Annotated in this window: 26 protein-coding genes; 11 read left to right on the top strand and 15 right to left on the bottom strand. The window is 45.1% G+C overall.

Annotated features, from left to right (window positions below; translation table 11 throughout):
• Positions 1-145: 145 nt before the first annotated feature.
• Complete coding sequence (truD, locus tag AC5SLM_RS09700; protein ID WP_495250752.1) at positions 146-1,234, bottom strand: tRNA pseudouridine(13) synthase TruD; 1,089 nt, start codon at positions 1,232-1,234, stop codon at positions 146-148.
• 9 nt (positions 1,235-1,243) lie between these two features.
• Complete coding sequence (locus AC5SLM_RS09695; protein ID WP_495250751.1) at positions 1,244-2,062, bottom strand: thiamine-phosphate kinase; 819 nt, start codon at positions 2,060-2,062, stop codon at positions 1,244-1,246.
• 150 nt (positions 2,063-2,212) lie between these two features.
• On the opposite strand from AC5SLM_RS09695, the gene AC5SLM_RS09690 reads away from it, so the two are divergent.
• The 3 genes from AC5SLM_RS09690 (at position 2,213) to AC5SLM_RS09680 (ending at position 5,296) form a co-directional block, all read left to right on the top strand.
• Positions 2,213-3,379 (top strand): DUF5644 domain-containing protein, encoded by a 1,167-nt coding sequence (locus AC5SLM_RS09690; protein WP_495250750.1) that lies wholly within the window; start codon positions 2,213-2,215, stop codon positions 3,377-3,379.
• Positions 3,380-3,443: 64 nt separating this feature from the next.
• On the top strand, positions 3,444-4,103 hold the full coding sequence (locus AC5SLM_RS09685; protein ID WP_495250749.1) for a uracil-DNA glycosylase: 660 nt from the start codon (positions 3,444-3,446) through the stop codon (positions 4,101-4,103).
• A complete protein-coding gene (locus tag AC5SLM_RS09680; protein WP_495250748.1) occupies positions 4,100-5,296 on the top strand; it encodes a hypothetical protein in 1,197 nt (398 codons plus the stop codon). Before AC5SLM_RS09685 ends, AC5SLM_RS09680 begins: the two co-directional genes overlap by 4 nt.
• Here AC5SLM_RS09680 and AC5SLM_RS09675 read toward each other — a convergent pair.
• The gene (locus tag AC5SLM_RS09675) at positions 5,285-5,665 is read right to left on the bottom strand and encodes a YbgC/FadM family acyl-CoA thioesterase (protein WP_495250747.1); all 381 of its coding nucleotides are present in this window, start codon (positions 5,663-5,665) and stop codon (positions 5,285-5,287) included. The genes AC5SLM_RS09680 and AC5SLM_RS09675 overlap by 12 nt on opposite strands.
• Positions 5,666-5,801: 136 nt before the next feature.
• On the opposite strand from AC5SLM_RS09675, the gene AC5SLM_RS09670 reads away from it, so the two are divergent.
• The 4 genes from AC5SLM_RS09670 to AC5SLM_RS09655 all read left to right on the top strand — a co-directional run bounded on the left by AC5SLM_RS09670 (position 5,802) and on the right by AC5SLM_RS09655 (position 8,947).
• Positions 5,802-6,062, top strand: coding sequence for a hypothetical protein (locus AC5SLM_RS09670; RefSeq protein WP_495250746.1), 261 nt, complete (start codon positions 5,802-5,804; stop codon positions 6,060-6,062).
• A gap of 9 nt (positions 6,063-6,071) precedes the next feature.
• Positions 6,072-6,371 (top strand): PAAR domain-containing protein, encoded by a 300-nt coding sequence (locus AC5SLM_RS09665; RefSeq protein WP_495250745.1) that lies wholly within the window; start codon positions 6,072-6,074, stop codon positions 6,369-6,371.
• Between the two features lie 80 nt (positions 6,372-6,451).
• Entirely contained in the window at positions 6,452-7,042 is a 591-nt protein-coding gene (locus AC5SLM_RS09660) for a LemA family protein (RefSeq protein WP_495250744.1), read from the top strand.
• 3 nt (positions 7,043-7,045) lie between these two features.
• Positions 7,046-8,947: a M48 family metallopeptidase gene (locus AC5SLM_RS09655; RefSeq protein ID WP_495250743.1), complete on the top strand. Its 1,902-nt coding sequence runs from the start codon at positions 7,046-7,048 to the stop codon at positions 8,945-8,947.
• Here AC5SLM_RS09655 and AC5SLM_RS09650 read toward each other — a convergent pair.
• The gene (locus AC5SLM_RS09650) at positions 8,928-9,938 is read right to left on the bottom strand and encodes an HD-GYP domain-containing protein (RefSeq protein WP_495250742.1); all 1,011 of its coding nucleotides are present in this window, start codon (positions 9,936-9,938) and stop codon (positions 8,928-8,930) included. The genes AC5SLM_RS09655 and AC5SLM_RS09650 overlap by 20 nt on opposite strands.
• Before the next feature lie 83 nt (positions 9,939-10,021).
• On the opposite strand from AC5SLM_RS09650, the gene AC5SLM_RS09645 reads away from it, so the two are divergent.
• A complete protein-coding gene (locus AC5SLM_RS09645) occupies positions 10,022-11,356 on the top strand; it encodes an L-serine ammonia-lyase (protein ID WP_495250741.1) in 1,335 nt (444 codons plus the stop codon).
• Here AC5SLM_RS09645 and AC5SLM_RS09640 read toward each other — a convergent pair.
• Entirely contained in the window at positions 11,353-12,834 is a 1,482-nt protein-coding gene (locus tag AC5SLM_RS09640; protein ID WP_495250740.1) for a diguanylate cyclase, read from the bottom strand. The genes AC5SLM_RS09645 and AC5SLM_RS09640 overlap by 4 nt on opposite strands.
• 3 nt (positions 12,835-12,837) lie before the next feature.
• Positions 12,838-13,788 (bottom strand): transglycosylase SLT domain-containing protein, encoded by a 951-nt coding sequence (locus tag AC5SLM_RS09635; protein WP_495250739.1) that lies wholly within the window; start codon positions 13,786-13,788, stop codon positions 12,838-12,840.
• A 200-nt stretch (positions 13,789-13,988) separates the two neighbouring features.
• Between AC5SLM_RS09635 and AC5SLM_RS09630 the strand changes: the two genes are divergently transcribed.
• Entirely contained in the window at positions 13,989-14,282 is a 294-nt protein-coding gene (locus AC5SLM_RS09630; protein WP_495250738.1) for a hypothetical protein, read from the top strand.
• A 94-nt stretch (positions 14,283-14,376) separates the two neighbouring features.
• Complete coding sequence (locus AC5SLM_RS09625) at positions 14,377-16,626, top strand: glutamine--tRNA ligase/YqeY domain fusion protein (protein ID WP_495250737.1); 2,250 nt, start codon at positions 14,377-14,379, stop codon at positions 16,624-16,626.
• Positions 16,627-16,655: 29 nt separating this feature from the next.
• Here AC5SLM_RS09625 and ppdK read toward each other — a convergent pair whose 3' ends face one another.
• Positions 16,656-19,256 (bottom strand): pyruvate, phosphate dikinase, encoded by a 2,601-nt coding sequence (gene ppdK, locus AC5SLM_RS09620; RefSeq protein ID WP_495250736.1) that lies wholly within the window; start codon positions 19,254-19,256, stop codon positions 16,656-16,658.
• A 264-nt stretch (positions 19,257-19,520) separates the two neighbouring features.
• Here ppdK and AC5SLM_RS09615 point away from each other — a divergent pair, with 264 nt between their 5' ends.
• Positions 19,521-19,793: a hypothetical protein gene (locus AC5SLM_RS09615; RefSeq protein ID WP_495250735.1), complete on the top strand. Its 273-nt coding sequence runs from the start codon at positions 19,521-19,523 to the stop codon at positions 19,791-19,793.
• A 102-nt stretch (positions 19,794-19,895) separates the two neighbouring features.
• On the opposite strand, the gene AC5SLM_RS09610 is transcribed toward AC5SLM_RS09615, so the two are convergent.
• From AC5SLM_RS09610 to AC5SLM_RS09575, 8 genes are all read right to left on the bottom strand, one after another.
• The gene (locus AC5SLM_RS09610) at positions 19,896-20,021 is read right to left on the bottom strand and encodes a hypothetical protein (protein ID WP_495250734.1); all 126 of its coding nucleotides are present in this window, start codon (positions 20,019-20,021) and stop codon (positions 19,896-19,898) included.
• Positions 20,022-20,077: 56 nt separating this feature from the next.
• The gene (locus AC5SLM_RS09605; protein WP_495250733.1) at positions 20,078-20,878 is read right to left on the bottom strand and encodes a KilA-N domain-containing protein; all 801 of its coding nucleotides are present in this window, start codon (positions 20,876-20,878) and stop codon (positions 20,078-20,080) included.
• A gap of 194 nt (positions 20,879-21,072) precedes the next feature.
• Positions 21,073-22,071, bottom strand: coding sequence for a virulence RhuM family protein (locus tag AC5SLM_RS09600; protein WP_495250732.1), 999 nt, complete (start codon positions 22,069-22,071; stop codon positions 21,073-21,075).
• Between the two features lie 214 nt (positions 22,072-22,285).
• Entirely contained in the window at positions 22,286-23,077 is a 792-nt protein-coding gene (locus tag AC5SLM_RS09595; RefSeq protein ID WP_495250731.1) for a toll/interleukin-1 receptor domain-containing protein, read from the bottom strand.
• Positions 23,074-23,661, bottom strand: a complete 588-nt coding sequence (locus AC5SLM_RS09590) for a toll/interleukin-1 receptor domain-containing protein (RefSeq protein WP_495250730.1) — start codon at positions 23,659-23,661, stop codon at positions 23,074-23,076. The genes AC5SLM_RS09595 and AC5SLM_RS09590 overlap by 4 nt, the downstream gene beginning before the upstream one ends.
• 105 nt (positions 23,662-23,766) lie before the next feature.
• A complete protein-coding gene (locus AC5SLM_RS09585; protein WP_495250729.1) occupies positions 23,767-24,315 on the bottom strand; it encodes a TIR domain-containing protein in 549 nt (182 codons plus the stop codon).
• Between the two features lie 9 nt (positions 24,316-24,324).
• Positions 24,325-24,882: a toll/interleukin-1 receptor domain-containing protein gene (locus AC5SLM_RS09580; RefSeq protein WP_495250728.1), complete on the bottom strand. Its 558-nt coding sequence runs from the start codon at positions 24,880-24,882 to the stop codon at positions 24,325-24,327.
• Positions 24,875-26,791, bottom strand: a complete 1,917-nt coding sequence (locus tag AC5SLM_RS09575) for a TIR domain-containing protein (protein ID WP_495250727.1) — start codon at positions 26,789-26,791, stop codon at positions 24,875-24,877. The genes AC5SLM_RS09580 and AC5SLM_RS09575 overlap by 8 nt, the downstream gene beginning before the upstream one ends.
• Positions 26,792-26,798 lie beyond the last annotated feature (7 nt).

The following is a 26,798-nucleotide window of genomic DNA, read 5'->3' as shown; positions in this document are numbered from 1 at the left end:
GATATAGCAAGTAAAGACTATAACATAATAACTTGGACATTAAAGAATATAGGTATTTTATCTCGAAAAAGCATTCAAGCTTTTAAAAGATGGGCCAACATTTTCTAAATGGAAGCTAAGGCCCTCCTTCTCGACTAGCCCCCCCCTACAACTCCCGCCGTAAAATCTCCTCTAACACCACCGTTGCGTAGGAGCCTTTTTGGAGGCTAAAGTGCATTTCAAACCACGCTTCTTCTTCGCGGTAGTTCCATTCTACATCTTCGGCGAAACTCCACGCAAAGCGTCTTGCGCCGTTCATTTGGCTTAGGTAGGGTTCGGCTTGGGCGCAGTACGCGTCTTCGACTTCTTTGGCGATGCCCTCCGTGCGCATGGCGCGGTTGCCCGCTAGCCAGCCTGTAAGCACCGCATCTTTTGCCTCGAATCTAGCCGCTTCTGTTTCTACATCTTCGATGACAAAAGCTTTGCCGTGGGGGTAGTGGTGGCACACGTCGCCAGGCAAAAGTTTCAAAAACTGCTTTTGCGCTTTGAGAGCTTTAAGGGTCGCTTTGCCCCACGGGAAGATGTCGGCAAGCTCTTTTTCACTAAAACCTTCCACCAGTTTGCTCATCTCGATGCGCCGTGAAAGCCACGCGTTAAAGAGGCTACTTTGGTACGCACTGATGAGCAAGTCGTGAATCTTTTTGTTGCGCTCACGCCGTTTGCCTTGCAAGATGGCTAGGCCTTGTTCAAAGTTGTCCCCCTCTTTCCCGAACCGCTGATACCCAAAAAAGTTCGGGTACCCCTGCGCTTTGATGGTGCGCAAGGCTTGTTCGAGTTTGAGCGCGTCGGTAGGTAGCACCTTTTTCAGGCGAATAAAAAAGCGGTTACCTTTAAGGTGTCCCATTTTGATTTTGTTGTTGTGATACGTGGTGGAGAGTAGTTTGATGTTAGGGTGCGAAAAGTTCTCAAAGGCCTTTTCATGGGACTTGTGGATGCTCACGTACTGGATGGTCATGCCTTCTTTGTCTTTCAGCCCCGCGTAGCCAAAGTCTCGCACTTTCGCCCCGCTTACTTCGCTTAGGGCTTGAAGCATCTGCCACGTGGTGAGGTCTTTTTTCCTTACATGTAAGACCAAATGCTCACCCTCGCCACTAAAAGGGTACAGAGGAATCTCCGTCACGGTAAAATCGTTGGCATTTTTCGTAAAATGCACCCCTTCGATGGGGCTATGGTTCAAAAAAAAGCGTCTTTCCACAAGGATTCCTTAAAAATGATGTTCTTTGCACGGGCAACGAAAACGCCCCCGTACGGCTTTGCCAAAAAAGGTCAAAGGAGTTTTGGTCTGCTGGGCGATGCGTTCTAGGATGCGCGCATACCGCGGGTCGAAGCTAAAGAGCATTTCGTACTCTTCACCACTACATAACTGTGCTTTTGTGTGCTTACATGTAAAGCGCACGCCAAGGTTATTGGCCGCGCACAAACGGGAAAGGTCTTTGCCAAGCCCATCAGAGAGGTCCATCGCCGCGCTCACGTACGGTGCGGCTTTGTAAAAAAATGCCGCTTTTAAAGCAGGTTTCATAAACCGCGCGCCAGAACCAAGGCTTCCGCCACGCATCAGGGTTTTTAGCCCCTTTAACGACTCGCCGATGCGCCCTGTGTACGCGAGCACATGCCCCTCTTTCATCCCCTTGCGAAAGACGGGGTTTTTGGTGTGGGAAATGATGGTGATAGAGATGGTTAGTCGCTCGCCCGAAGTCGTGTCACCCCCGATGAGCTCCACCCCCCACGCGTTACATGTAGCCAAAAATGCCCCCGTGAGCTCTTTGAGTTCACTGTGGGTGTACGCGCTTGGAATAGTCACGCCAATGAGCGCGTATTTGGGCACAGCGTTCATGGCGATGGCATCGGAAAGGTTCACCAACATGCTCTTTTGGGCAATCTGCGCGAGGCTCATCCATTCGCGCTTAAAATGGACGTTTTGGGCAAAAATGTCTTTGGAGTACACCCACTCGCCCACCACCGCTCCATCATCCCCAATGCGCGGTGACGTGAACTGTGAAATGACAAATGCTTCTTTGTTCATGGGCTCCCTTTATTGGGCAACATTGTACTCATATACGTGTTAATTTTACTTGATTACATGCCCTTTTCATGCGAAATGTGTACACTTACCGAAAGTATAAGTTTACATTCAGTACACTTGTCACTTACGCAAAAATCAAGGAGACCGCCGATGACGTTTTCGTTTTCAGTGAGCATTTTTCGCTTCAACGCCAAAACCGATTACCTCCCTTACTACAAAAAACACACCTTAACCCTTTCGCCCCAAGACTCCCTCGCGCAGGCGCTTGCGCAGGCCAAAACCCAAGACCCGCTGTTTGACTACCCCAAAGGCGAACACGCCGCGGTGAAAATCAACGGTGTCGCCCTTTCCACAGCCACTTCCTTGCAAGACATCAAAGCAACCTTTGGTACGGAACTTACCATCGACGCCCTCTCAAGCAAACGCGCCACTAAAGACCTCATCATCGACACGCAGGATTTTTACGAGCGTTTTGATTTGCTTGCCCCTTACGTGCAAAAAGTCGACCGCGAGTATTTTGAGTCGCTCATTTGCTTGCATTATGGCTCCGAGGTACTTGCTTACAACCCTCGCTTTTACGGCGCGGCGTTTTTTGTTTTTGCCAAAGAGATGATGGAAAAATACTACGAGTTTAAAGACCAGATTCTCGCCATCGTTGCTGACCCAGAAAACGGCATCTGGTTGCACACGCCACTCACCTTTACTGTTTTTCCCGCCCCTGCAAACGTCGAAGAGTGTGTAGACGCGCTCAAAAAAGCACTCGCGCAAAAAGGTGTCCAAGCGCCCCAAACCTTCACAACCACTAGCCAACAACCCGCCAAAACCACGGCGGCACTATTGGAGATTTTGGGCATTGGTGAAACCCAAACGCCCCTTGAAGCCATCAATCAAGCACTCCAAACCCGCACACCAAAGCACCCTTTTACCGCCTTCAAAACAGGGATTTATGCGGGGCAAGCTAGCAACATGGACCTCCTTAAACGCCTTGTTGCCTTTTCAGGTGCCAAAACCGCCCCGCTCTCGCGTGCACGCCACCACTGCGGCACGAGTCTCTACCCACACGCCAAAGACATTGCCCTTACTATGGCGGGCGACATCTTGCTTGAAGCCTTTGACGCAGGGTGCGATTTTGTGCTAGTGGACGACACCCTAGACTTTGCCTTTTTAGAAACCAACCAACGGGCCATAAGCAAAGCACTCAACAGAGAAGTCAACATCCCTGTACTCACCCCTGCGCAGCTTGTTTTGCTTGCCCTTGGAGAGTTTGACAAAGCCGCCCTTTCTTCCCACACGGTCAAACCTACGTTTGTGGACTAAAGACCCCGCCCCTTACGAGGGGTCTTTAGTTTGTTTTAACGGCCTTTAAGCTACCATACCACCCATGACACAAACGGAAAAACTTCACCTCCTTCATCAACTTTACCAGTACCGCGCGCTTGGGTTTGACTACATCAAGTACGAGCGCAAACTTGCCCCGCCTAAGGTTGTAAGCGATGATTCCCTTCACGCCCTAGAAAAAACCTTGGCTTCGTGCCAGTTGTGCGGGCTAGCCAAATGCCGCAAAAAAGTGGTCTTTGGAGAAGGAAACCCCAACGCCACGCTTATGTTTATCGGCGAAGGGCCAGGAGCCAGTGAAGACGAAGCGGGCCGTCCTTTTGTGGGGCGCGCGGGACAACTGCTCACCAAAATCATCGAAAATGTTTTACATGTAAGCCGAAACGACGTCTACATCGCCAACATTGTCAAGTGTCGTCCGCCTAAAAACCGCGTCCCTTTGCCCGAAGAAGTCGACGCGTGCAAGCCTTTTTTACTGCAACAAATCGCCCAAATAAATCCGCGCATCATCGTTGCCCTTGGCTCCACCAGTTACCACCACCTCACGGGCGAATTTGACAGCAAAATCACCCAAGTGCGCGGCCAAGTCATGGCATTTGGCGACGCCAAGCTCGTCCCCACGTACCATCCCAGTTTTCTTTTGCGAAACCCCTCTGCCAAAAAAGAGGTTTATCTTGACATGCTAAAGGTTAAATCACTCCTATGAAATCCTTCATTCTTGCGCTCATCCTTCTTGCCACCTCGCTTTTTGGTCAAACACGCTCATTGCTCTCCCCTATTTCTGCGCCTCAAAGCTTTTTTCTTGACACAGACGGCCTAGTGTGTAACGAACAGTGTTTGGAAGACTTTGTACAACGGGAATTTTACTTTTCCTTTTTGAGCAAATATCCCTACGCGCCCGTGAGTCTTGATGCGCTTCAAGAGCTTTACAGGGAACTTAGCATCCTCTTTGGACTAGACGCCCAAGGGGACAAACCTGCCATCCAACTGGCGGTGCTTGTACCCCAAAAACGCATTCGCGGGTACGCTATCTCCACGGTCAATACCATCATCGCTTACTTGCTTCACCGCAACCACCACTTTAGCGTGGAGGTTTTTAACATCAACGACGAAACCGAAGAAGACGTAGCCCGCGGCATCGCCCAGATTCGCGCCAAAGGTTACCGCTACGTCATCGCGCCTTTAACTATTGATGGCGTACCACACCTTTTAAAACACGCCGAAGGGTTACAGCTTTTTGTTCCCACAGTACACCAAAGCCTTGTGCATTTTGCACCGCGTTCGGTGCTTTTTGGTGGCATCGACTACCAAGACCAAGTCCGCGTGCTCAGCCAACATGCCAATGGAAAAATCGCCACTTTTTCAGATGGAACCCTCCTTGGCAATACCCTCGACGCCCTTGTGGAACAAGAAAATGGTGCGGCACTTTACAAGCGAGAACTGAGCTCTCCACGAATCGATTTTAAATCTTTTCTTGATGGCAACACCCGCTTGCAAGAGAGTTCTATATTTTTAAACATGCCTTTGGTGCGTAGCAGTTTGCTAGCCTCCCAACTTCGCGTGTATGGCATCGAACCTCACGCCCTGCTCTCCACGCAAATCAGTTACCACCCTATGCTGCTCACCCTTTCCCAGTTTGAAGACCGCGAAAAATTGCTCATCGCTAACGCTATTGATTTTGTGCCAAGTGAGATTCGCATCATCAACACGCTTTTTGGCCACAGCATCGAATACGATTGGGTCAATTACGCCACTAGCGTTGGGATGGATTATTTTTACACGCAGTATTTCAACAAAGATGCCATCGCTTTGTTTAAAGAGTCCATCAGTGACGGGCAAGTGCAGTACAAAACCCGCCTGTTCAAAGCGGGTCGGTACAAGTTTTTCTTAGCAGAGTAAAAAGGCTTTTGTCGCCTCGTCGATACGGGAGAGTTTACCCTTGCACACATACGCAAGGGTCACGTCCATCCAAAACAGTTTTTCTTCTTCTTTGAAGATTTCGTGCCGCACCACCAACGAAGCGTTCTTACATGTAAGCACCTGAGCGCTTACATGTAACAAATCGCCCAAGCGCGCAGGCTTCAAAAAGTGCGCACTTAAGTCCTTCACCACAAAGTGACAATCCCCATCTCCAAGGGTAAAGTTGGCACTAAAAAACTTCTCACTTCGCGCCCGCTCGCAAAATTTGATGTAGTTAGCATGGTACACAATGCCGCCCATGTCGGTATCTTCATAATACACACGAACCCGATGCAAGGTCTCTTTCATCCTTTTCCTTCTTGTAAATCATAAATTTTTCAATGGGTTGCGAAAGAGGACTATTATAACCTCCGCCTACTTTGGAGTGCCTTTTTTGCATTTCCCTTTTGTAGTACAATGTGAAAAAATCTTCCAAAGGATTCCCATGAGCGAAACCCTTCACATGCATTATGACACCGAAAATGAAGCCCTTGTGGTCACCACACCCAAGGGATTGCGCATTGTTTTAAGCGACAAAGACCAGTCCATTTGCCTCAACGACTTACACCACAACACACTCACCATGAATCACGAAGGCATTGCCTTGCACAGCCCGCTTAAGATTTCCATCCATGCTGGCACAGAACTTTCCCTCAAATCCTCAAGCCAAGTCACCATCAACGGTGCTATGGTCATGATTAACTAAGGAGTTTTCATGCCTCCAGCTGCTCGCGTTACCGACCTTCACGCCTGCCCGCTTACCACGCCTGCCTTTCCTTCACCCATTCCCCATGTGGGCGGCCCCATCATTGGGCCAGGCGTTCCAACAGTACTTATCGGAAAACTTCCCGCTGCTGTTATGGGAGATATCTGCGTATGTGCTGGGCCCCAAGACACCATCGTCCAAGGTTCTTTACGGGTTTTTATCGGTGGAAAACCTGCGGCGCGCGTGGGCGACACCACGGCGCATGGTGGACAAATTCATACAGGATGCTTCACCGTAATCATTGGCTAAAGGGTTTACATGTAAGCCTTCATGAGGCCCAAAGGGCAATTTGATTACACTTTCACATCCCATTATGACAAAGGAATTTCATGAGTACTTCTCTTATCGTTCTAGTTGGCGTTCTTGCCCTCGTGCTTTTTTTGGCAGTGAATGTTTACAACCGCTTGGTGGAGCTGAAAAATCGCCTTGAAAATGCCTTTGCCCAAATCGAAGTGCAACTCAAGCGCCGTTATGACCTCATCCCCAACTTGCTTGAAACCGTCAAAGCCTACCTCCAACACGAAAGCCAAACCCTCGAAAACGTGGTTAAGGCGAGAAACACCGCACTTTCGGCCCTTGAAGCAGTCGCCAAAAACCCCGCAAGTCCTAGCTCCATGGACACCTTCATGCGCTCTGAAAAAGCTTTTCAAGGGGCCATGGGAAACCTTAACATCGCCGTGGAAGCGTACCCAGACCTTAAAGCTTCGGCCAACATGCAGCACTTTTCCGAGGAACTTACTAGCACGGAAAATAAAATCTCTTTCGCTAGACAAGCCTTTAATGACGCGGTTACGGCTTACAACACCTACAAACAAACCTTCCCGCCAGTTCTTCTTGCTGGCATGTTCGGACACGCCGAAAACGCACGCATGTTGGAGTTTGAGACCGCTATCCAAGAAGCGCCTAAAGTCTCTTTTTAAGCCATGAATTTTTTTGAACATCAAGACCGCGCCAAGCAAAAAACCACCCACTTGGTGCTCCTCTTTGGCCTTGGCGTATTAGCGCTCATTGTTTCAGTGAGTGCCATTGTGGTGTTTGCCTTTGCCTCCATGGACGCAAACACCGCCCACCTTTTTCAAGTTTACGGCGCGCGGGCTTTGCTTGCCCCTGAAGTGCTTGTCCTCCTTGAATACGTAGGTACAGGAGTCATCGCGGTGGTTTTATTGGGCATGTTTTTTAAAAACATGCAACTCAAAGGCGGGGGTAAAAACGTGGCTGAGAGCCTTGGAGGCAAACTCCTAAACCCTAGCACAAAAGACCCCCATGAGCGCCGCGCCCTCAATGTCGTCGAAGAGATGGCCATCGCCTCAGGCATAGGCGTGCCGCCTGTGTACGTGCTTGAAGAAGAAGGCATCAACGCCTTTGCCGCGGGTTACAGCCAACACGACGCCGTTGTAGGCCTCACACGCGGGTGCATCACCCACCTTAGCCGCGACGAACTCCAAGGGGTTGTGGCTCACGAGTTTAGCCACATTTTTCACGGCGATATGCGCCTTAACATGCGCCTTGTGGCGTGGCTGTATGGCATCATCCTCATCGGACTTATTGGGCGCATCGTCTTTCGTCTAGCTGCTTCAAGCGGACGCAGTCGCGGGAAAAACGACAACAAAGCCCCGCTTCTTATCGCAGGGGTTGCCCTCATGGTCGCAGGGTACGCGGGGTCTTTTTTTGGCGGGCTCATTCGCGCAGCCCTCAGTCGCCAACGGGAATACCTCGCCGATGCTTCCGCAGTGCAATACACCAGAAACCCCGCAGGTATCGCAGGAGCCCTTAAAAAAATAGGTGCGTCTAGCCACGGCACCGCACTAAAAACTTCTGGTGCGTCGGAGTTTAGCCATCTTTTTTTCGGAGAAGCCCAGCCAAGCAGTTTTCTAGGACTCATGGCAACCCATCCGCCTTTGCCTGAACGCATCAAACGCATCGACCCAAGGTGGGATGGCAGCTTCACCTCCCCTGCGCGCAAACCTCAAAATCCCAAACGAGAAGCCAAGCTTAAAGAACGTTTTGGGTTTGGCGGCAAAGGCGTTGCCACCGCCGCTGTTTTGGGTGCTCTCGCCCAAGCAGGGGAAATCCACGAACACAACATCCACGATGCCCAAACTCTTCTGGGTCGCCTTGACCCCCTATTGCACGAAGCGGCACACGAGCCCTTGCTGGCCAAAGTGCTCATCTACGGCCTCTTGCAAAGCAGCGACCCTGTCATTAGGCTTGCCCAGCACACCCTTTTAGAGGAAAAACTTGGCGAACGCGCCGAAATAAAAGACCTCTTAACTCGTCTTGCTGGCCTTGAAACGCAACTCATCCTGCCTTTGGTGGAACTTGCCTTGCCTACCCTTAAAGCCCTGAGTCCTTCCCAGCTAACCACCTTTAAAGAAACCCTTAAAACACTCATCAAGGCCGATGGAAAAGTAAGTGGCTTAGAGTGGTCTCTTTACACCATCCTCTCCCAATCACTTGAAGGAAAGGAACCTAAAAATGGGCATAAAACACTCCTTACATGTAAGGCTCACGCCCAAGTGGTTCTCTCTGTGCTTGCCCATGCAAGCGACCATGACACCACGCTAGCCTTCGCCCACGCTTTTGAAAAACTGGATGTTGGGATGATGGAACTTTTGGACAAAACCGCACTAGGGTTTAGGCAACTTGAACACGCGCTAGATGAACTCTCCACCTTGCAACCCAAACACAAACAACGCCTCCTAGAAGCGATGATTGGGTGCGTGGGATTTGACGGGATAGTAAACCCCAGTGAAATTCAACTCCTCAAAGCTATGGCACTGAGCCTTGGAGTGGCGCTACCGCCCATTACTGCAAGTGCCCAATAAGAAGCTTGACATAGCGCATGTCAAGCTTGTTTTTGTATTCCTTTTGAATGAGCCGTAGCGCGTTAAAGGTGCTGTAGGCCAAACGGTAAGGCTTGGTGGTGATGAGCGCATCAAACACATCGCACACCGCCAAAACCCTACCAAACTGACTTAAGGTTTCTTGCTTTAAGCGGTAGGGGTAGCCACTGCCATCCAAGCGTTCGTGGTGTTCTTGCACTGCTTGAAGCACGGAGCGGGTATACACCTTGTGCTTTCGCAAGAGCGAAACACTCTCTTTGGGGTGCGTCTGAATACGTCGAAATTCCTCTTCACTAAGTGGCCCAGTCTTTTGCAACAACTCCTCATCCAGTGTTGTTTGTCCGATATCATGCACCAAAGCAGCAAAAACAAGGTCGCGCTGATCGGTCAAATCAACGCCTATGCGACCAGCAACAATGGAAACAAAAAAGGCCACTTTGGTCAAATGTGCCGAGAGTGCGTGCGTGTCATCAAGAAAATCATTGAACATAGAAAGGGTTATTTTTTCCTCGTTGTTTATCTCTACAAGAGATTCTGCCAAATCTAAAAGCATCTGAACAGGAAGTTTTTTTTCTTTATTTTCCCGAAGCCACGCACCCAAAAGGTGATTGGCATTGAGGTAAATGGCGTTGAGTTTTTCTTTCGTTTCCACCACATCGCTAAAGGAGTGAACAAAAGCTTGCGCACGGGCAAGGGCTTCCTCGTAACTTGGCACCACCGCACTCACACCATGGGTTTGACAGTAGTGTCTGTAGCGTTTAAATTGTTTATTTTCCACGTAAATTTTTGCCTGGGGGCGCGTAAGTTTTTTATATATCTCGCTGTTAATGTGCGTGCCTTGCTCAACCAAAATAACAAAGCCGTGAAAACGCTGAATATAGCAGTCAAAATCAATAGGTGTATTTTCTTTAAATACACTGGGGTCTATGGGCGTAAAACCGTGGTTGAGAAAAATCTTTTTAACCTTAATCACTTATCACCCTTTTACATAAAGCAACAATTATAACCTAAACTCTTTAAGTTCCTGTGGTATGATTCTTTCAAAAAAGAGCTTACATGTACATCTCCTTGTTTGACCTGTATAAAATCGGTATTGGGCCTTCAAGTTCCCATACTTTCGGGCCTATGGTAGCCGCGGCGCGTTTTATGGATACCCTTAAAACAAAGGGGCTTTTGGAACGCACCACGGCACTGGTTGCTTGGCTGCATGGTTCCTTGGGAGCCACAGGCAAAGGCCACTTAAGCGATGTAGCGCTGATGCTTGGTTTTTGTGGATTTTCACCGCAAAATATCCCCATTGAAGCCATCGAAACCCTCACCCATACGTGGAAAACACAAGGAACCATCACCCACGGCAACCATTCTTTGACCCTCACTATCCATTTTGAAAACACCCCCTTGCCTCACCATGAAAACGGGATGCGTTTTGTGGCAAAAACAGGAGAGGAAAGTGTGCATGAAAATGTGTATTACTCCACGGGTGGCGGATTTATCCAAGAAGAAAACAGCACCCAAAAACCCCACCACGAGCCTTCCGTACCCTACCCTTTTGAGAGCGCTTCGGCCTTGCTTTCCCACTGCAAAGGGCGTTCTTTGAGCGCGTGTTTATTGGCTAACGAACGCGCCTTTCACACCCAAGAGGAGATTGATGCATACGTGGATGCGTTGTGGCGCACCATGCAAGAAGGCATGGAACGGGGCATGGGACAAGAAGGCGCGCTTCCTGCTCCCACGGCACTCGCTAGACGTGCCCACACGCTTTACCTTGCCCTTCAAAACCCCAAGCCAAAAACGTCTGCACTCATGGTGCAAATGGATTGGGTTAACCTCTTCGCCATGGCGGTTTCTGAGGAAAATGCCAACGGCGGGCGCGTGGTCACAGCGCCTACGAACGGGGCGTGTGGGATTGTCCCTGCGGTACTCATGTACATTCACAAGTTCATCGAACCGCTAAATGCAAACACTTTGCTTCGGTTCTTTCTGGTAAGTTCGGCTATCGGAGGATTGTTTAAACGCAATGCTTCCATTTCTGGCGCGGAAGTGGGTTGTCAGGGAGAAGTGGGAGTGGCTAGCTCCATGGCCGCAGCGGGTTTAGCAGACTTCCTAGACGCATCCCCTCAAAGTGTCATGATGGCAGCGGAAATTGCCATGGAGCACCACTTGGGACTCACCTGCGACCCCGTGAATGGCCAAGTGCAGATTCCTTGCATCGAACGCAATGGCCTTGCGGCGGTGACCGCCATCAACGCGGCAAGCATGGCACTCGCGCGCAACGACGTACCCGCGCGCGTGACCCTTGACCAAGTGGTAGAAGCCATGCGCCAAACGGGCAAAGACATGAACCCCAAATACCGCGAAACATCCTGTGGTGGACTCGCGGTGGTGCTTTAACCGACTACGCGGTCTTTGCCCGTGGTTTTAGCGGTGTACAGGTTGCGGTCTACGCGGGCAAAAAAGTCTTTGTAGGTTTCGCCTTGGCGGTATTGGGCAACGCCGATGCTCACACTTACTTTACCCACACCCGCAAAGGTCCTTTGTCTTAAGGTGTTAATGATGGTTTGCGCAAGGGTTTTGGCACCCGCAAGGGTGGTGCCAGGAGAAAGTACCAAAAACTCTTCCCCGCCCCAACGCCCTGCACTGTCGGTCTTACGGGTCGCGGTTTGGAGGATTTTAGCAAACTCCCTAAGCACCATATCTCCTGCTTGATGCCCGCAAGTGTCGTTGATGCCCTTAAAATCATCCAAATCAATCAAGACAATGCAAAAGGGGTGGGCAAATCGCCTAAACCGTTCAAGTTCGACTTGCACCAGTTCGTCTATCTTGCCACGATTGTACAAACCCGTGAGGGCATCTGTGGAGGCAAGACGGGTGAGTTTTTGGTTGGCGTCGGTAAGCTCTTGGGTGCGCAGCCTCACCTCTTCTTGAAGCTCTCCGGTGAAGTTTTTGATACGGTGGCCCATGGTATTAAAGGCGGTAATGGCACTGGCTATCTCCCCTTCACCCTTTAGCGCAATGGGTGAAAAATCCCCCTCGGTGTAGCGCTTGGTGGCGTGTTCTAGGGTTTTAATGGGTTGTATGATGAGTATGGAGAGGTACTTTGCCACAAAATACATCACCAAGGCTACCCCAATATACAAAGCCACCGTACGAACAATCAATGACCTGAGCGCGTCGTAGTAGTATTCGTGGGAAATGAGGCTTTTGAGGCAATAACCTGTGTTTTCCACATGCATGCACGCCGAAGAAACTAGCTTTTGTTCGCCCAGTGAAAACGCTTTGTCCATTTTGATTTCATCGCCCCCGTAACGGGCATAGCCCTTGGGTGTGATGAGCCACATCATCCCTTCTTTTTCTAAGGTGAGGTAGCGCAATCCTCTGATGCGGTTTTGGGCAAGTTGGCGTTGTAAAAACAGCGTCATGTCAGTCTCCACCAAGACCTTTGAGCCTTGTATCCCAAAATCCACAGAAGCCTCAAAAATAGCCGCCTCCAAAGAAGGCCCCTCTTTGACCACCTTAACCAAAAGCACATTGTTTTTGTAAAAAGAAACCGTGCTGATGTAAGGGTAGTTTTCAAAAGTACGTTGAAAATTGCGCTTTAATTTCCCTACTCCCACCACCGAAAGCCACGGCACAGCATCATACGCCAAAGCGATGTCACCGTCACTTTCAAGGTTTTTGAGTGCGGAGGTATTGTTGGCTAGGGTGTTTTTTAAGTCGTTGTAAACATTGGCATTGACCACGCCCGCTTGGATGCGCTGATGTGCGGAAAGGGTTGTTTCAAAATGGGCAAAATAAGCCCAAGCAGAAAGGACAAACACAAGGGTAAAGATGAACAAAAACCCCGTGAAAATCTTCCGCTCAATGTTCATGTGCTACTCAATCATTTCAATCAAAGCGTGGTAATCGTTTAAGTTCATGCCCGTGTAGCGTTCGAGTTGTTCTGAAAAAGCGCCTAAGTCTTTGTACTGCTTGATAAACGCGTCTATCTTGGCATTAAGAACTGGACTCTCATGGCTTGACCCCCATGCTAGCTGCGTGCGCGTGGCATTGACGGGAAAATAAGGCCTGAGGTTTTGGGTGTAGTAGCTGTTGGAAAAGAGGCGAAAGATGATACCAAGGCTGTCGTTGATGCTTGCATCGGCAAATTTTTTAGCGATGTAGTGATACACCAGCTTGCCATCAGCGGTGGCACCAGCAGGAAAAAGATAAAGATTGACCTTGTCCTTCCTGTCTATGCGGGGCTTCAAAAGCACAACAGCATCTTCCTCCTGACGAATATAGGTCGTCTCGTAAGGTATCTCTCGCGCCTCCAGCTCCGCTTTCAGCACAGGGAAAAAACTCATACTCTCATACAACAACACGCGCTTGCCGATGAGGTCTTTGTACTCGCGCAACGGGCTATCGTTGGTGCCAAAAAACAACTCCATGTTGTCGATGTAGGGGCTTAGGTGTACAAGTTTTTGGCGCAAGGGAGTTACCGTGAACGCTTCGGCGGCAAAGTCGATAGTGCGGTAGATATCTGGGGTGGCAATGCGGCTTGTTTGGGTCAAAATCTCACCCTCTTTCGTCCAATAACCCACAAAAGAATCCATGATGTGCACTTCCAAACGCAGGTTGTTTTCTTTGGCAAATGCTTGGGCCATCTCGTACAAAAAGCCAGGGTATTCCTTGCTGTTTGAGTCGCGCGCAAGAGGCGAGAGGTCGCGCATGCCCACGTGGAGCACACCCGAAGCGGTGATCTCATCCCAGTCTCTAGCCACCCCAGAAAGGGCAAGCAACGCCATCCCAAAAACCCCTAGCGCACAGCGGAACAACAGCCTCACAAGTTCCCCTTTTTTTGTCAAATATGAAAATGGTTTTTATTATATTCGTTACATGTAGAATATTTACTTAAGGGGTTGTGTTAGATAACTTACTGTGTACACCTTTTTGACCCTCATAAAACTTACACTTAACTCACACTTCTAGATTATACTCCCCCTCAACATCATGCTGTTTAAAAATACTCACAAAAGGGATGGCCATGCATTGCTTGCTTAATCATTGTGTCAAGGTAACGACATTTCAAGGAACCAAAACACCCTCCGTTGAGGTGGGGTTGAGGCGAAATTATTGGAAGCTGATTAACCATGTTGGTAGGGTAATCAGAAAAAGGGAGATTGCGCACCTGGCTTTTTCAAAAAGCGAACTCCAACTGCTTGTCCAGTTTGGGGATGAAATCAATCAGTACTTTTTATCTTGCCACAACGAAGAAAAAAACGCTTTTTGGATACCTTATGCTGACATAGAGCCCGTGAGCGCCAAAGACAGTGCTTGAGAAACGTTTCGGGGGGCTTTTCGCGGAATTTGGTTTGTAATTAATCCAGCGCATGCTAAAATACGCCTTTTACAAATCAAAAAGGTTTTATGCAATGAGTGAAAGCAAAGATTTTTTACGCACCATCGTGGAAGAAGACTTAGCGTCTGGAAAATACAACAAGATTATCACGCGCTTCCCCCCTGAGCCAAACGGATTTCCCCACATCGGACACGCCAAATCCATCTGCATCAACTTCGGCATCGCCCAAGACTACAACGGTCACTGCAACCTGCGCATGGACGACACCAACCCCACCACTGAAGACATGCGTTACGTCGAAGCCCTTAAAGATGCCGTAGAATGGCTAGGGTTTACGTGGAACGGCGAGGTGCGCTATGCGTCGGATTACTTTCCAAAACTCTACGACTACGCGGTTGCGCTTATCAAAATGGGCAAAGCCTATGTGGATAGCTCAAACGAAGAGGAGATAAAAGCGCACCGTGGAACCGTCACCGAAGCGGGACGACGCAGCGTTTACGCACAGCGTAGTGTCGAAGAAAACCTCGACCTTTTTGCCCGCATGAAACAAGGTGAATTTCAAAACGGCGCACACGTCCTAAGAGCCAAAATCGACATGAATGCTTCCAACATGAAAATGCGCGACCCCCTACTCTACCGCATTCGCCACGCCCACCACTTTAGGACGGGCGACTCGTGGTGCATCTACCCCATGTACGATTTCGCCCACGGCTTGTCAGATTACATCGAAGGGGTAACCCACTCCATCTGCACCTTAGAGTTTGAAAACAACCGCGAGCTGTATGATTGGGTGCTAGACGCCCTTGAACTCACTCCGCCTCGCCCTTACCAACACGAATTTGCACGCCTTGGCATGAACTACACGGTCATGAGCAAACGAAAGCTTTTAGAACTGGTCCATGGCGGCTATGTGCACGGGTGGGACGACCCGCGCCTACCTACCATCGCGGGCTACAAGCGCAGGGGCTACACGGCGGAGTCTATCCTCACCTTTTGTGAGCAAATTGGCATCGCCAAGGCAAACTCCATGGTTGACGTGGCACAGCTTGAATTTTGCATCAGGGATGATTTAAACACCAAAGTCCCCCGCGTGATGTGTGTGCTTGACCCGCTCAAAGTCACCATCGAAAACTACGAGGGAGAGGAGGAGATTGACGCCTCTTATTACCCCCATGATGTGCCTAAAGTTGGTTCACGCAAACTGCCTTTTTCTAAAGAAATCTACATCGAGCGGGATGACTTTAGTGAAAACCCACCCAGCGGGTATTTTCGCCTCACGCCCAACCAGCCCGTGCGCCTCAAACACGCCTACATCCTTACATGTAAAGAGGTCGTCAAAGATGAAAACGGAAACATCGTAGAAATCAAAGTAACCTACCACCCCGAGTCCAAAAGTGGCGCGGACACCAGCGGCATCAAGGTCAAAAGTGCCATCCACTGGGTGAGCGCACGCCACGCCAAAGAGGTAGAAGTACGGCTGTATGAGCGGCTTTACAAGGTAGATGCGCCTGAGGGTTTAGAGGATTTAAATCCGGACTCTTTACATGTCATCCCCCGTGCTTTTGTGGAGCCCGCTGTTGTTTGTGAAAAACCTGATGAGCGGTTTCAGTTTGAACGGCAAGGGTATTTTTACGCCGATCCTATCGACTACACCGATGCGAAGCCTGTGTTTAATAAAATCGTTGGGCTTAAAGATTCGTGGAATAAAAAGAACGAACCCGAAGCTAGCACGCCCAAAACTGAGGCAAAAAAAGTCCATGTAGAGGGTGAGGTAGCCCCCATGAGCACGCAGGAACAAGAGCGGTTTGAGCGCTACACCAACGCCCTTGGACTCAACGCCGAGATAGCCAACACCCTCGCGCGTGACGAAGTGCTTAGTGGATTTTACGAAGAGGCGCTCTTGGTGTTCAAAAGTCCTGTAGGCATCGCCAACATCGTGGCAAACGACGTGGCAAGGGAGCTTAAACAAGCAGGAGTGCTCAAATTTGGCGCCAAAGACGTGGCGGAACTGGCTAAGCTTGTAGACGAGGGAGTGATTTCAAGCAGTACCTCCAAGCAAGTGTTTGAACAGATGTGCCAAACAGGGGAAAACCCAAAAGCCATCGTCGAAGCCAAGGGCCTCACGCAAATCAGCGACCCCGCGCAAATTGCGCCCATCATCGATGACATCATCGCCAAAAACCCCGAAAACGTCTCCAAATACAAAGCGGGTAACACAAAACTTTTGCGCTTTTTTGTCGGCCAAACCCTCAAAGCCACAGGCGGCAAAGCCAACCCAAGCGTGGTCAATGCGCTAGTGGAAAAAGCCCTAGAAAATGCGTAATTATGGGCTTACATGTAAGCCCATAACCCCTACTTTAAAGCTTTAATCGCCCCGTGCGCCGCGGCCAATCTTGCGATGGGTACGCGGTAAGGTGAGCAAGAAACTTCGTCCAGTCCAAGCCTGTGGCAAAACTCCACCGACTCAGGGTCGCCACCGTGCTCACCGCAAATGCCTATGTGAAGGGCGGGATTTACCGCTCTTGCTTGGGTGACACAAATCTCCATCAGCTTGCCCACACCGCTTTGGTCTAGGCTTTGGAACGGGTCTTTTTCGTAAATGCCCTTGCTCACATAGTGCTTTAAAAAAGAGTCCGCATCGTCTCTGGAAAATCCACAGCACATTTGGGTCAAATCGTTGGTTCCAAAGCTAAAAAAATCACAGTGGGGCGCTAGCTCGCCAGCAGTCAAAGCGGCTCTAGGCACCTCAATCATCGTGCCAATTTTATACGCAACAGCCCCAACTTCAAGGGCCACCTTTTCGATGACCTCCTTTAGAAAAAGATACTCTTTCACATGTCCCACCAAAGGAATCTCGATCCAAGGCTCGCAGTGGGGAACTTTTAGGGCCGCTTGAAAAATAGCCCTGGCTTGCATTTGGGAGATTTCAGGGTAAACCACGCCAAGGCGACACCCTCTAAATCCAAGCATGGGGTTAAACTCATGGAGGCCATCAATGGTCTGCTTAAGCTCCTCTTTGGTAACGCCAACCTCCCTAGCAACTTCGCTGATGCCGGCCTCGTCCCTTGGTAAAAACTCATGCAACGGCGGGTCTAAAAGCCGAATGATGGCGGGTTTTCCCTCAAGGGCTTCAAAGATTTCTTGGAAGTCTTTTTCTTGGTAGGGCAAGAGTTTATCGAGTGCTTTGACCCTGCTTTGGGTATCTTTGGCCACAATCATCTCTCGCACCGCTTGGATTCTTGAAGCGTCAAAAAACATGTGTTCTGTACGGCACAAGCCGATACCCTGCGCGCCAAATTTGATGGCAGTTAGCGCGTCTTTTGGGTTGTCGGCATTGGTTTTAACCAGTAGCGTTCTAAACTTATCGGCCATGGTCATTAGCTCACCAAAATAACCCGAAAGTTCTGGCTCAATGGTCGCAACTCGCCCCTCGTAAACGGCACCCATAGAGCCATCAAGGGTGATGTACTCTCCATCGTTGAGAGTTTTGCCCCTCATGGTGAGTGTTTTTTTCTCTTCGTTAATGAGCGCGTCGCTACAGCCTGCGACACAGCACTTGCCCATGCCCCTAGCCACTACCGCGGCGTGAGATGTCATGCCGCCTCTGGTGGTCAAAATGCCCTGTGCGGCGTTCATCCCCATCAAATCCTCAGGAGACGTTTCCACCCTCACCAAGATAACCTTTTCGCCCGCTTCGTTTCTTCTGTGGGCTTCTTCTGCGTCAAATACGATTTTACCCACCGCAGCGCCTGGAGAGGCGGGTAACCCTTTGCCCAAGACCGTGGCGGCTTTGGTGGCCTCAGGGTCAAGCTGCTTGTGTAACAACTGGTCAAGCTGTGCGGGCTCCACCCTCAAAACCGCTTGTTTTTCATCGATCAAGCCCTCTTTTGCCATCTCTACTGCGATTCTCACGGCCGCAGCCGCGGTTCTTTTGCCGCTTCTGGTTTGTAGCATCCACAACTTGCCCTCTTCGATGGTAAACTCCATGTCTTGCATGTCGGTAGTGTGTTGCTCTAGCTTGTCTTTGTAGCCAACTAGCTCTTCGTAAAGGGCCTCGTTTTGGTGCCTCAACCCCTCAATGCTCAGTGGCGTTCTTGTGCCCGCAACCACGTCTTCGCCTTGGGCGTTCATGAGGTATTCGCCGTAAAAGAGGTTTTCGCCAGTGGAAGGGTTTCTGCTAAAACATACGCCCGTCCCCGATGTCTCTCCCTTGTTGCCAAAAACCATGGCTTGCACCGTTGCGGCTGTGCCTGAAAGGCTTTTGAGGTTGTTTAGCTCGCGGTACAAAATAGCACGGCTGTTGTTCCAAGACTTGAAAATGGCCTCGATGGACATCGCTAGCTGCACTTGGGGCGACTGGGGGAAAGATTGGCCAGTGTGTTTTTGGATAATCTCTTCAAACTGGCCTACGAGTTTTTTGAAATCCTCCGCAGTAAGTTCTGTGTCTAGGGTGACATTTTTTTCATTTTTGATGGCCTCTAGGGCCGCTTCAAAAAGATGGGAAGGCACACCCATGACCACGTCGCCAAACATCATCACAAACCTACGGTACGAATCGTAGGCAAATCTTGGGTTGGAGGTTTGCGCGATGAGCCCAAGGACGGATGTGCTGTTTAGGCCCAGATTTAAAATAGTGTCCATCATGCCCGGCATAGAGATAGCACCGCCTGAGCGAACAGAAACAAGCAAGGGGTCTTTGTCGTCTCCCAACTTCTTGCCCATTCTTGCTTCGAGTTTGCCCAGATGCTGGATGTATTCTTCTGCAATGGAAGCGGAGATGGCCTTTGTGTCGCCCTTGTAGTACGCCTGGCAAGCCTCTGTGGTGATGATAAAACCAGGGGGAACGGGGATTCCTAGCCTCGTCATGACCGCTAGATTGGCCCCTTTTCCACCTAGCAACTCTTTTAAATCAGCGCTACCCTCTTCAAAACCGTACACAAACTTGTTGCCCATTTTGCCCTCCTCGCGCTTGGTAAATTCCATAAAAGAGTACCATAAAGAGTTTTTACTTTCGCCATAAATTTAATTTTTTAAATTAATAGTAAAAGAATATTTAGGGGGGGTGCTTGGTCGGTTAATCGACGTTGGTATCTTTAAAGATGGCAATACTGAGGTTTCACTTCCGTTTTTTTGGAAGACAGCAACCACGGGCAAAAAATCTACCAAATCTAATAGGTCTTAAATGAGGTATAATGCCCCAAAAACACAAGGTGCCAAATGGAAAATGCAAAACCGATAAATCCGAAAAAAGAGAAGGATGCAACAAAGCTAACGACTTCAAAGCTAGCAGCACAACTTGAAATGAAAACCAATGAGCTCAACAAAAAATTAGTCTTGCTTGGGTATCTAGAAAAGAAAAACAAAGACTTTCACCTGACCCAAGAAGGGAAAAAAGCAGGCGGAAGCACAAAATCAACGGGCGCAAGAGCGTATATTTTGTGGGATGCGAACATGCTTGTAACACTAAAAGATTTAGAGCCTATGGCGTAAGGTGAAATAGGGGGGGCATAAGCCCTTCAAGTTGCCTGTCACTTTTTTATGCCCCTGGCAGTACGTCGGAATTCCCGACATACTGATTTTTTATCCAACTCATTACTTTGAAAAAATTTCAATGTGAAATGCTTTGCAACACAACCAACCCACGCGCCAAAGCCCATCATTTTTTACATGTAAGGATAAAAAAGTAGCCTTGTCACCTTTTTCTTCAACTTCATTCATTATAATTTCCTTTTTTCATAACTCTGCAACTATCCTTACATGTAAACACACTTTACTCATTTTATCAGCTTGCCAACCACATTGTCGGTCAAAATTTGCATCTGCTGGATAGCAATTGCATTGAGCCTTTGAAGCCTCTCTTTTTGTCCCAATCCTTCTTGGATAAAGAGCGCATTCAGTGTTTCTAAATTTGCCAAACAAACCAATTGGCTGACATCGGCATCATCACGGATATTGCCTTTTCTCTCAGGATTTGCATCTCGCCACATTTTTGCACTCATACCAAAAAGTGCTACGTTTAAGATGTCAGCTTCACTGGCATAAACATGGCTAATCTGCTGAGGCGTAAGAGTTTTTGGTATGAGATTTAGCTCAATGGCATCGGTGTGAATGCGGTAATTAATCTTGGTGAGATTTCGGCGAATATCCCAACCGAGTTGTTTTAGCTCCTCATCTTTAAGTCTTTGGAACTCTTTGATAAGGTAGATTTTGAACTCCGCACTTATCCACATCCCAAACTCAAAAGCGATGTCTTTATGGGCATATGTTCCACCATATCGCCCCGCTTTGGCTACGACTCCTATAGCGTTTGTCTTTGCGTTCCACTCTTTAACACTTAACTTGTAACTATTGAGTCCTGCTTGAGATGTAATTACGGCGAATTCGCCATAATTAAAATTTGGATTGTAAAGCTTCTCCCAAATTCCTAAATACTCTATAGTATTTCTATTTCTCAGCCAATCCGATATAAAAAAATCACCGTCCTTAGCCTTGAGCATATCAGTAAGTGATATATAATCTTCATCTTCTATTTTTAAAATTGTAATTTCATTGTCAAGCACTGTTATATTTGCCATGTTTTACCTTTTTTAACAACTACTTTACTATTGATTGTTCAATTGCTTTGAAAAAATTTCAATATGAAATGCTTCGCAACGCAACATCTTCCACGCCAAAGCTCATCGTTTTTACATGTAAGAACAAAAAAATAGCCTGTTTCCTTCTTTAGACTTGCCCCCAGCACTTCATTGATTCTTCAATCAAAAATTATTCATCGTTTTTTTACATTGGCTTCAATTTGTTGTAACTCTTCAAGGTCTTGATTGTCCGCTTCGATTGCTTCGTATCTTTTTCGTTTTTCATCAAACGTTTCGTAAACAGATTCAACCATTTTTTTCATCTGTTCATTGCTAATGCTTCCATGTCCTTTGAGCACCTCTTTGTCATTGAACGCTATAATACGGTCGATATTTTCTCTCCAAAACTCCATCGTTATATCTTGACGGTTTTTAGCTCTTAGTTCTGCTGTTTCTAAAAATACGATAACGAAACGGTTGAGACTATCTAGCTCATCAACGCTTAGGTAATTTTTGGCGGTGTATATATCAACTTTACGAACTTTAGAACTTTGAAAACTTGTAAGTGCCATATTTGAACGTGCAGCATCCGCACGGCTTACGATAATCTCAGCGGCTGTTTGTCCTGTAATAGCAAAGAGTAGTTTATTTTGAGCCTCAGCATAAAATAACTGTGTGGCTTTATCGCTGGCATCATAGTCGCTGCTTAGTGCAAAAAGCTCTCGAACTTTTTGATAAAATCGTTTTTCAGATGCTCGTATATCCCTGATGCGTGCAAGTAATTCATCAAAATAATCAGGTTTACCATCAGGATTTTTAAGCCTTTCATCATCCATCACAAAACCTTTAACCATGTACTCGCTCAGGTTTTTGTTTGCCCACTGACGAAACTGTGTCCCTCTTTTGCTTCGCACCCTAAAACCAATGGCTAAAATCATCGCCAAAGAGTAGTGAGAAACAGAGTAATTTTTCCCATCACTGGCAGTTGTCAAGTATTCCTTGACAACTGAATTTTGCGCCAGCTCTCCCTCTTCGAAAATATTTTGAATATGTAAACTTATATTTTGTTTTGAGGTCGCAAAAAGCTCCGCCAACTGCCCTTGGCTAAGCCACGCCGTACCATCTTTGGCAAGAAGCGAAACGGAAGCTTTACCGTCTGCGGTGTTATAGATGACGATGTTATGTTCGCTCATTGGTCGCGTTCCTTTTTTTAACAACTACTTTACTCTTAATTGCTCCATTGCTTTAAAAAAAATTCAATCTGAAATGCCTTACAACGCAACAACCCCACGCCAAATTTCTTTGTGTCACCTTCACTTAAAATGGGTTTACATGTAAGGGTGTTTATGAACCATGGGCTTCATAAAATCGCCCGTAACTTTAACTATATTTAATTTATTTCTACGACTAACCATTAAACACTTCCAGAATCTTTTTAGCAAGGTGCTTGTAATCAATATTATTGAAATCTTGTTCAATATATAAAATAGATTTATATTGATCATTTATAATATCTTTAGATAAATTTGAATCTATAATATATATTGGTTTTTTACTCAACTGTTGAGCAATTACCGCTTCGTTTTTACACCATGGACTAGCAATAAATTTTTGATTTATAAAAAATATTATTCCTTTAGAATCTTGTATTGCAGCTTGTATTTCAGCAGCAATATCATTACCTACCTGTATATTATCCATATCAAAGAATATTGGTAAATTATAAGGCATCAAATACGTATGAAGTGTTCGTATCTTCTCTTTTTCATCACTGCTATAGCTAAAGAAAACTGTATTGGGCGGAAATAATTTTGAAGCTGGCTTATAACCTTTTTTTTCAAGAATTATTCTCTCATCAAAAAAGAAAAAAGTATCAAAAAACATATTGACTTGCTCAGGAAATATATGATTTGTACTATTAAATCTTCTTTCACACATAGACTGCAATAAATAATTCACAGATATGGAAGATAATTCTTTTATACATAATGGCTCTATATGATCTCTTATATACTTCTCTATCGATTCATGTTCAAACTCTAATACCAAATAAAACTCTAGCTGGTATGGGTTATTATTTACAAAAGGCATTATCCCTAAAACTTGCGGAGAATATTTTGTTACTAGCTCTCTAATTGGCTCTCTTAGTTTTTCTCTATCCCCATAATCACATTGATAACATATTTGTTGTAAGTTCATGAATTAAACCATTCATTTATAGATGAACCTTCTTTATTTTCAGGATTATAGATAATCAACTGTCCATTTTTTTCTCGAATTTGTTGATATATCCCCAAATACTCATTATTTTTCCAATCGCCATTGACTATTGAACTCTTAATTGGTAGTATCGCTACATCTTTATAGTCTTTTTTACTATTTGCAACTCCAAGCTCCCAAGGAACCCACTTACTATTTATTGAATTATCCGTAACTACTACTACAAATTTATTACAAGCTTCTATATTATAAATTAATGTTGAAGCCGTCTTTGATGAAGTATTTAATGGTAACTCCATATCATCTTTATCAATATATGGTTTTGCTCCTAATTTTTGAAAATATACAATTATGTCTTTCACTAAATCAATATCACTAGATGAATGTGCTAAAAATGTATCACATGAAAGTGCATGAAAAGTAGCACTTTCATTCCCGAAAGATTCTGATGAAACTTTCAATTTACTTTTAAAAAATTCATTTGTAACTAAATTTCCATTTAATTGCATTGCTTCGTTCTCCATTTCTTTTACAATATCGAAAAGTTTTTTCATTGGTGACATACCTCCCCTTATTGATATTTATTTGATTCCACTCATTACAAAATATACAATCTTATATATCTTTTAACTCTCAAAAAGTTTTCCATACTTCAATGTTTCATTTAATCACTTTTGCCATCTGTCACCACTTCTATTATTAACAAAAGTAGGAAAAGAGTTATCAGGGATTATTTTGTTTCGTCTTTCAAATGCTTCATGTATCCATTTTTGAACATCATGAGGATTATCACTCCACTCATATAGTTTTGCAAATCCATTTTTCACATTGTCAGATAATCTTGGAGGTATTTCATTGTGATGATATTTCCCATATTCTCGATTATAATGTTCATGATAGCTTGGCAATAATATTCCAATCAGCCCAGACCTTGAACTATATTGAGTTTGCCTAATACTTGAGCCTATTTCCCAATCAACATGTTTTCTTTTCCAAGTTTCAGAACCAATTAGTACAACCGTAACTGTTGAATCTCTTAAATATTCATCTCTAATTTTTTGTCTTATTGTTTCAGTTGGTAAATTTTCATTTATATCCCCAATTTGAACAGACTTAGAAACCATAATGTCATATGTATTAGAAAAAAGATTTTCAAATTGATTCCTATAATATTGGTCATTGGCATGATGGTAGCTTACAAATACATTATGTCTCATTTCCTCTCCTCAACCTAGCCATTTTGATAATTCAGTTGCTGAATTTTCTTGATAGTTATAAACCATCCAAACATCTTTATCGTAACCTTTCAAAGCACCAAAAACTATCCTATTGTATAATCCTAAATATTCTTGTTCTAACCATGTTGTTTCATATGAATTTTCTGCCGATGGGAATATCGCAATATCACTATTGTTTTTGCTACCATCTCCTAGCCCTAACTCCCAAGGCACCCATTTGCTATCTTTACTATTGGTGGTTACAAAAACAACCATTCGCTTAGATTTTTTAATAGTATCTTTTAATACTTCTGCTGTTTTTACAGATGGAGGATTTGGTAGTCTATCATCACCTTTATCTACATATGGCTTTGCCCCGTGATTTGTCAATATATTTAAAACACAAGGTAAATATTCACTGTCTTTAGAAGAGTAAGAGACAAATGTATACGGCTGATAATTATAATTTTCCAAAGACAAAGATGAATTTTCAATTAATTGTCTTGATGCTGTAATATTATTACTTACATAACTTTTCATTTCACTCAATGTAATTATTCTAGGCATTTTTATCCTTTATCATCATATTTTCTATCCCTTTGAAAATTAGATATACAATCTCATATATATTTTTACTCTCAAAAAGTTTTCTATTCTCATCTACACTCAAGCCATTATTTAACCCATCAACTCCTTTTCTAATAAATAGACTATTTATTTTTTCATAGTTTATTTCAGCCTCTTCACCCTTTGTTTTATAATATTCATACAAAGTTTTAAAACTGTTATTTTTGGACTGATGCTCAACACAAAACTCTTTAGGTATATCGCCGCTCAGCAAATCTACTATTTTTTTTGCAACACCACCAAAACCACCTATTAAATATATTGGTATTTCATTTTCTAAAGCTAAATATGCTTCTTCCAAAACTCCTGGATATTTCCCTGCAAAATTCTCAGTTTTACCGCCTGCTATTACTTTTATATCCATTATGCCTGTCATCTCTACCCTCATTTTAGTGAGAGTTTGTGCTGTGATATAACTTTGTTCTAAGTCATCTAAATTAGTTGTGTCGTATTTTTCATCTGGTTGTACTTCAATAAAATCAACTATATCCAATAGATCAGTTTTTAATGCATCATCAATTTTTTTATAGTATGGATATGAACTATAATTAGTAACTACGGCATCTTTCAAATAATCTTCATTATAACTTTGAACCAACTGTGCAATTATTTCTGCAAAATTAAACTGCTTATCGTATCTTATATCTCCACCATACATTAATTGCATATCAAAAGCTAGAAAATATCTAGCTAGTTCAACTATAAGGCTTCTAAGATGATATAACCTAAGTCCATATTCCTCAATATCTTGTGATTCAGATATTGAAAGTGCAACTTTAAAATCTCTCTTTTGCGAATTTTTATTTAGATATGTCAATGGTGTGTAATATATTTCAGGTTTATAACTATTTAAAATCGCTATCTCTTCTAAACCAATTGGTGGATCAGGGTAAATGAAATTTTCACAAGCATTTTTATTTATAAGTGTTAAAAGTTCAGGGGCAAAAGCAATCGAAGTGAAGTTCTCTTTTGGCTGATTCGTAGACAAAAAATCTTCCAAGATTTTGTGATGATAGTAGTATCGCACCGTCTCAACTAAAAGGCTTTTTAGTATTAATAAATAGTTTTCATTTGAAAAGTCTTCTATTTTTATAATGGGTACATTTGCCATATATGGAAAGCTTCTCTCTTCTCTTTTTTTTAATAGATTCACTAGAAGAATTGGTCTATCATATTTCTTGGCAAATAGTATCTCTTTTCGACACCACAATCTTGTAGAGTACAAATCAGTATAATAAACTAAAACTATCGAATCTTTAAGATTCTCTTCTAATTCATTTTTCCATTCTGTGGACTCTTGAATATTATGAGCATCGAAAAAGCTATCAAGCTTGGTTTCTGTCGAAATATAATGTTGCAAATCTTTAGCAATGTTATTTCCATCTAATTTAGCATGGCTTATAAACACTTTTTGTTGCTTATCCGTCAAACACTTACAAATGAAATGAGCCAAATTTAAAATCATTGTGTCTACCACATTTTTTGAATCATGAAGTTGAACAAGATTTTTATCATTAAAATATGTACTTAATTTATATGCATTTTTTGATATGGCAAAAGATACAATAGAAAGCTCTTCATCAGAAGTAATACAACTCAAATCATTAGTTTTATTATCAAGAATAAGCTTATCATCAATCAAAACCACAATAATATTTTTTTCATATGAATCTTTATTAATATTAATGCTATTGCTATCATAAAAAAAGACAGGAATATTTATACCTCTATTAAGACAGTCTTCCAAATCTTTACAAAATGTTGAATAAATCGTCTCATTAAATTCTTCTCTTTTTTCAAAATCTTTATGAGAAATTACAGATATTGCTAAATGTGCTTTCTTATTCATTATAGTT

The sequence above is a fragment of the Sulfurospirillum sp. HTRB-L1 genome (assembly GCF_059415125.1).
This window is presented reverse-complemented; position numbering and strand designations above follow the sequence as displayed.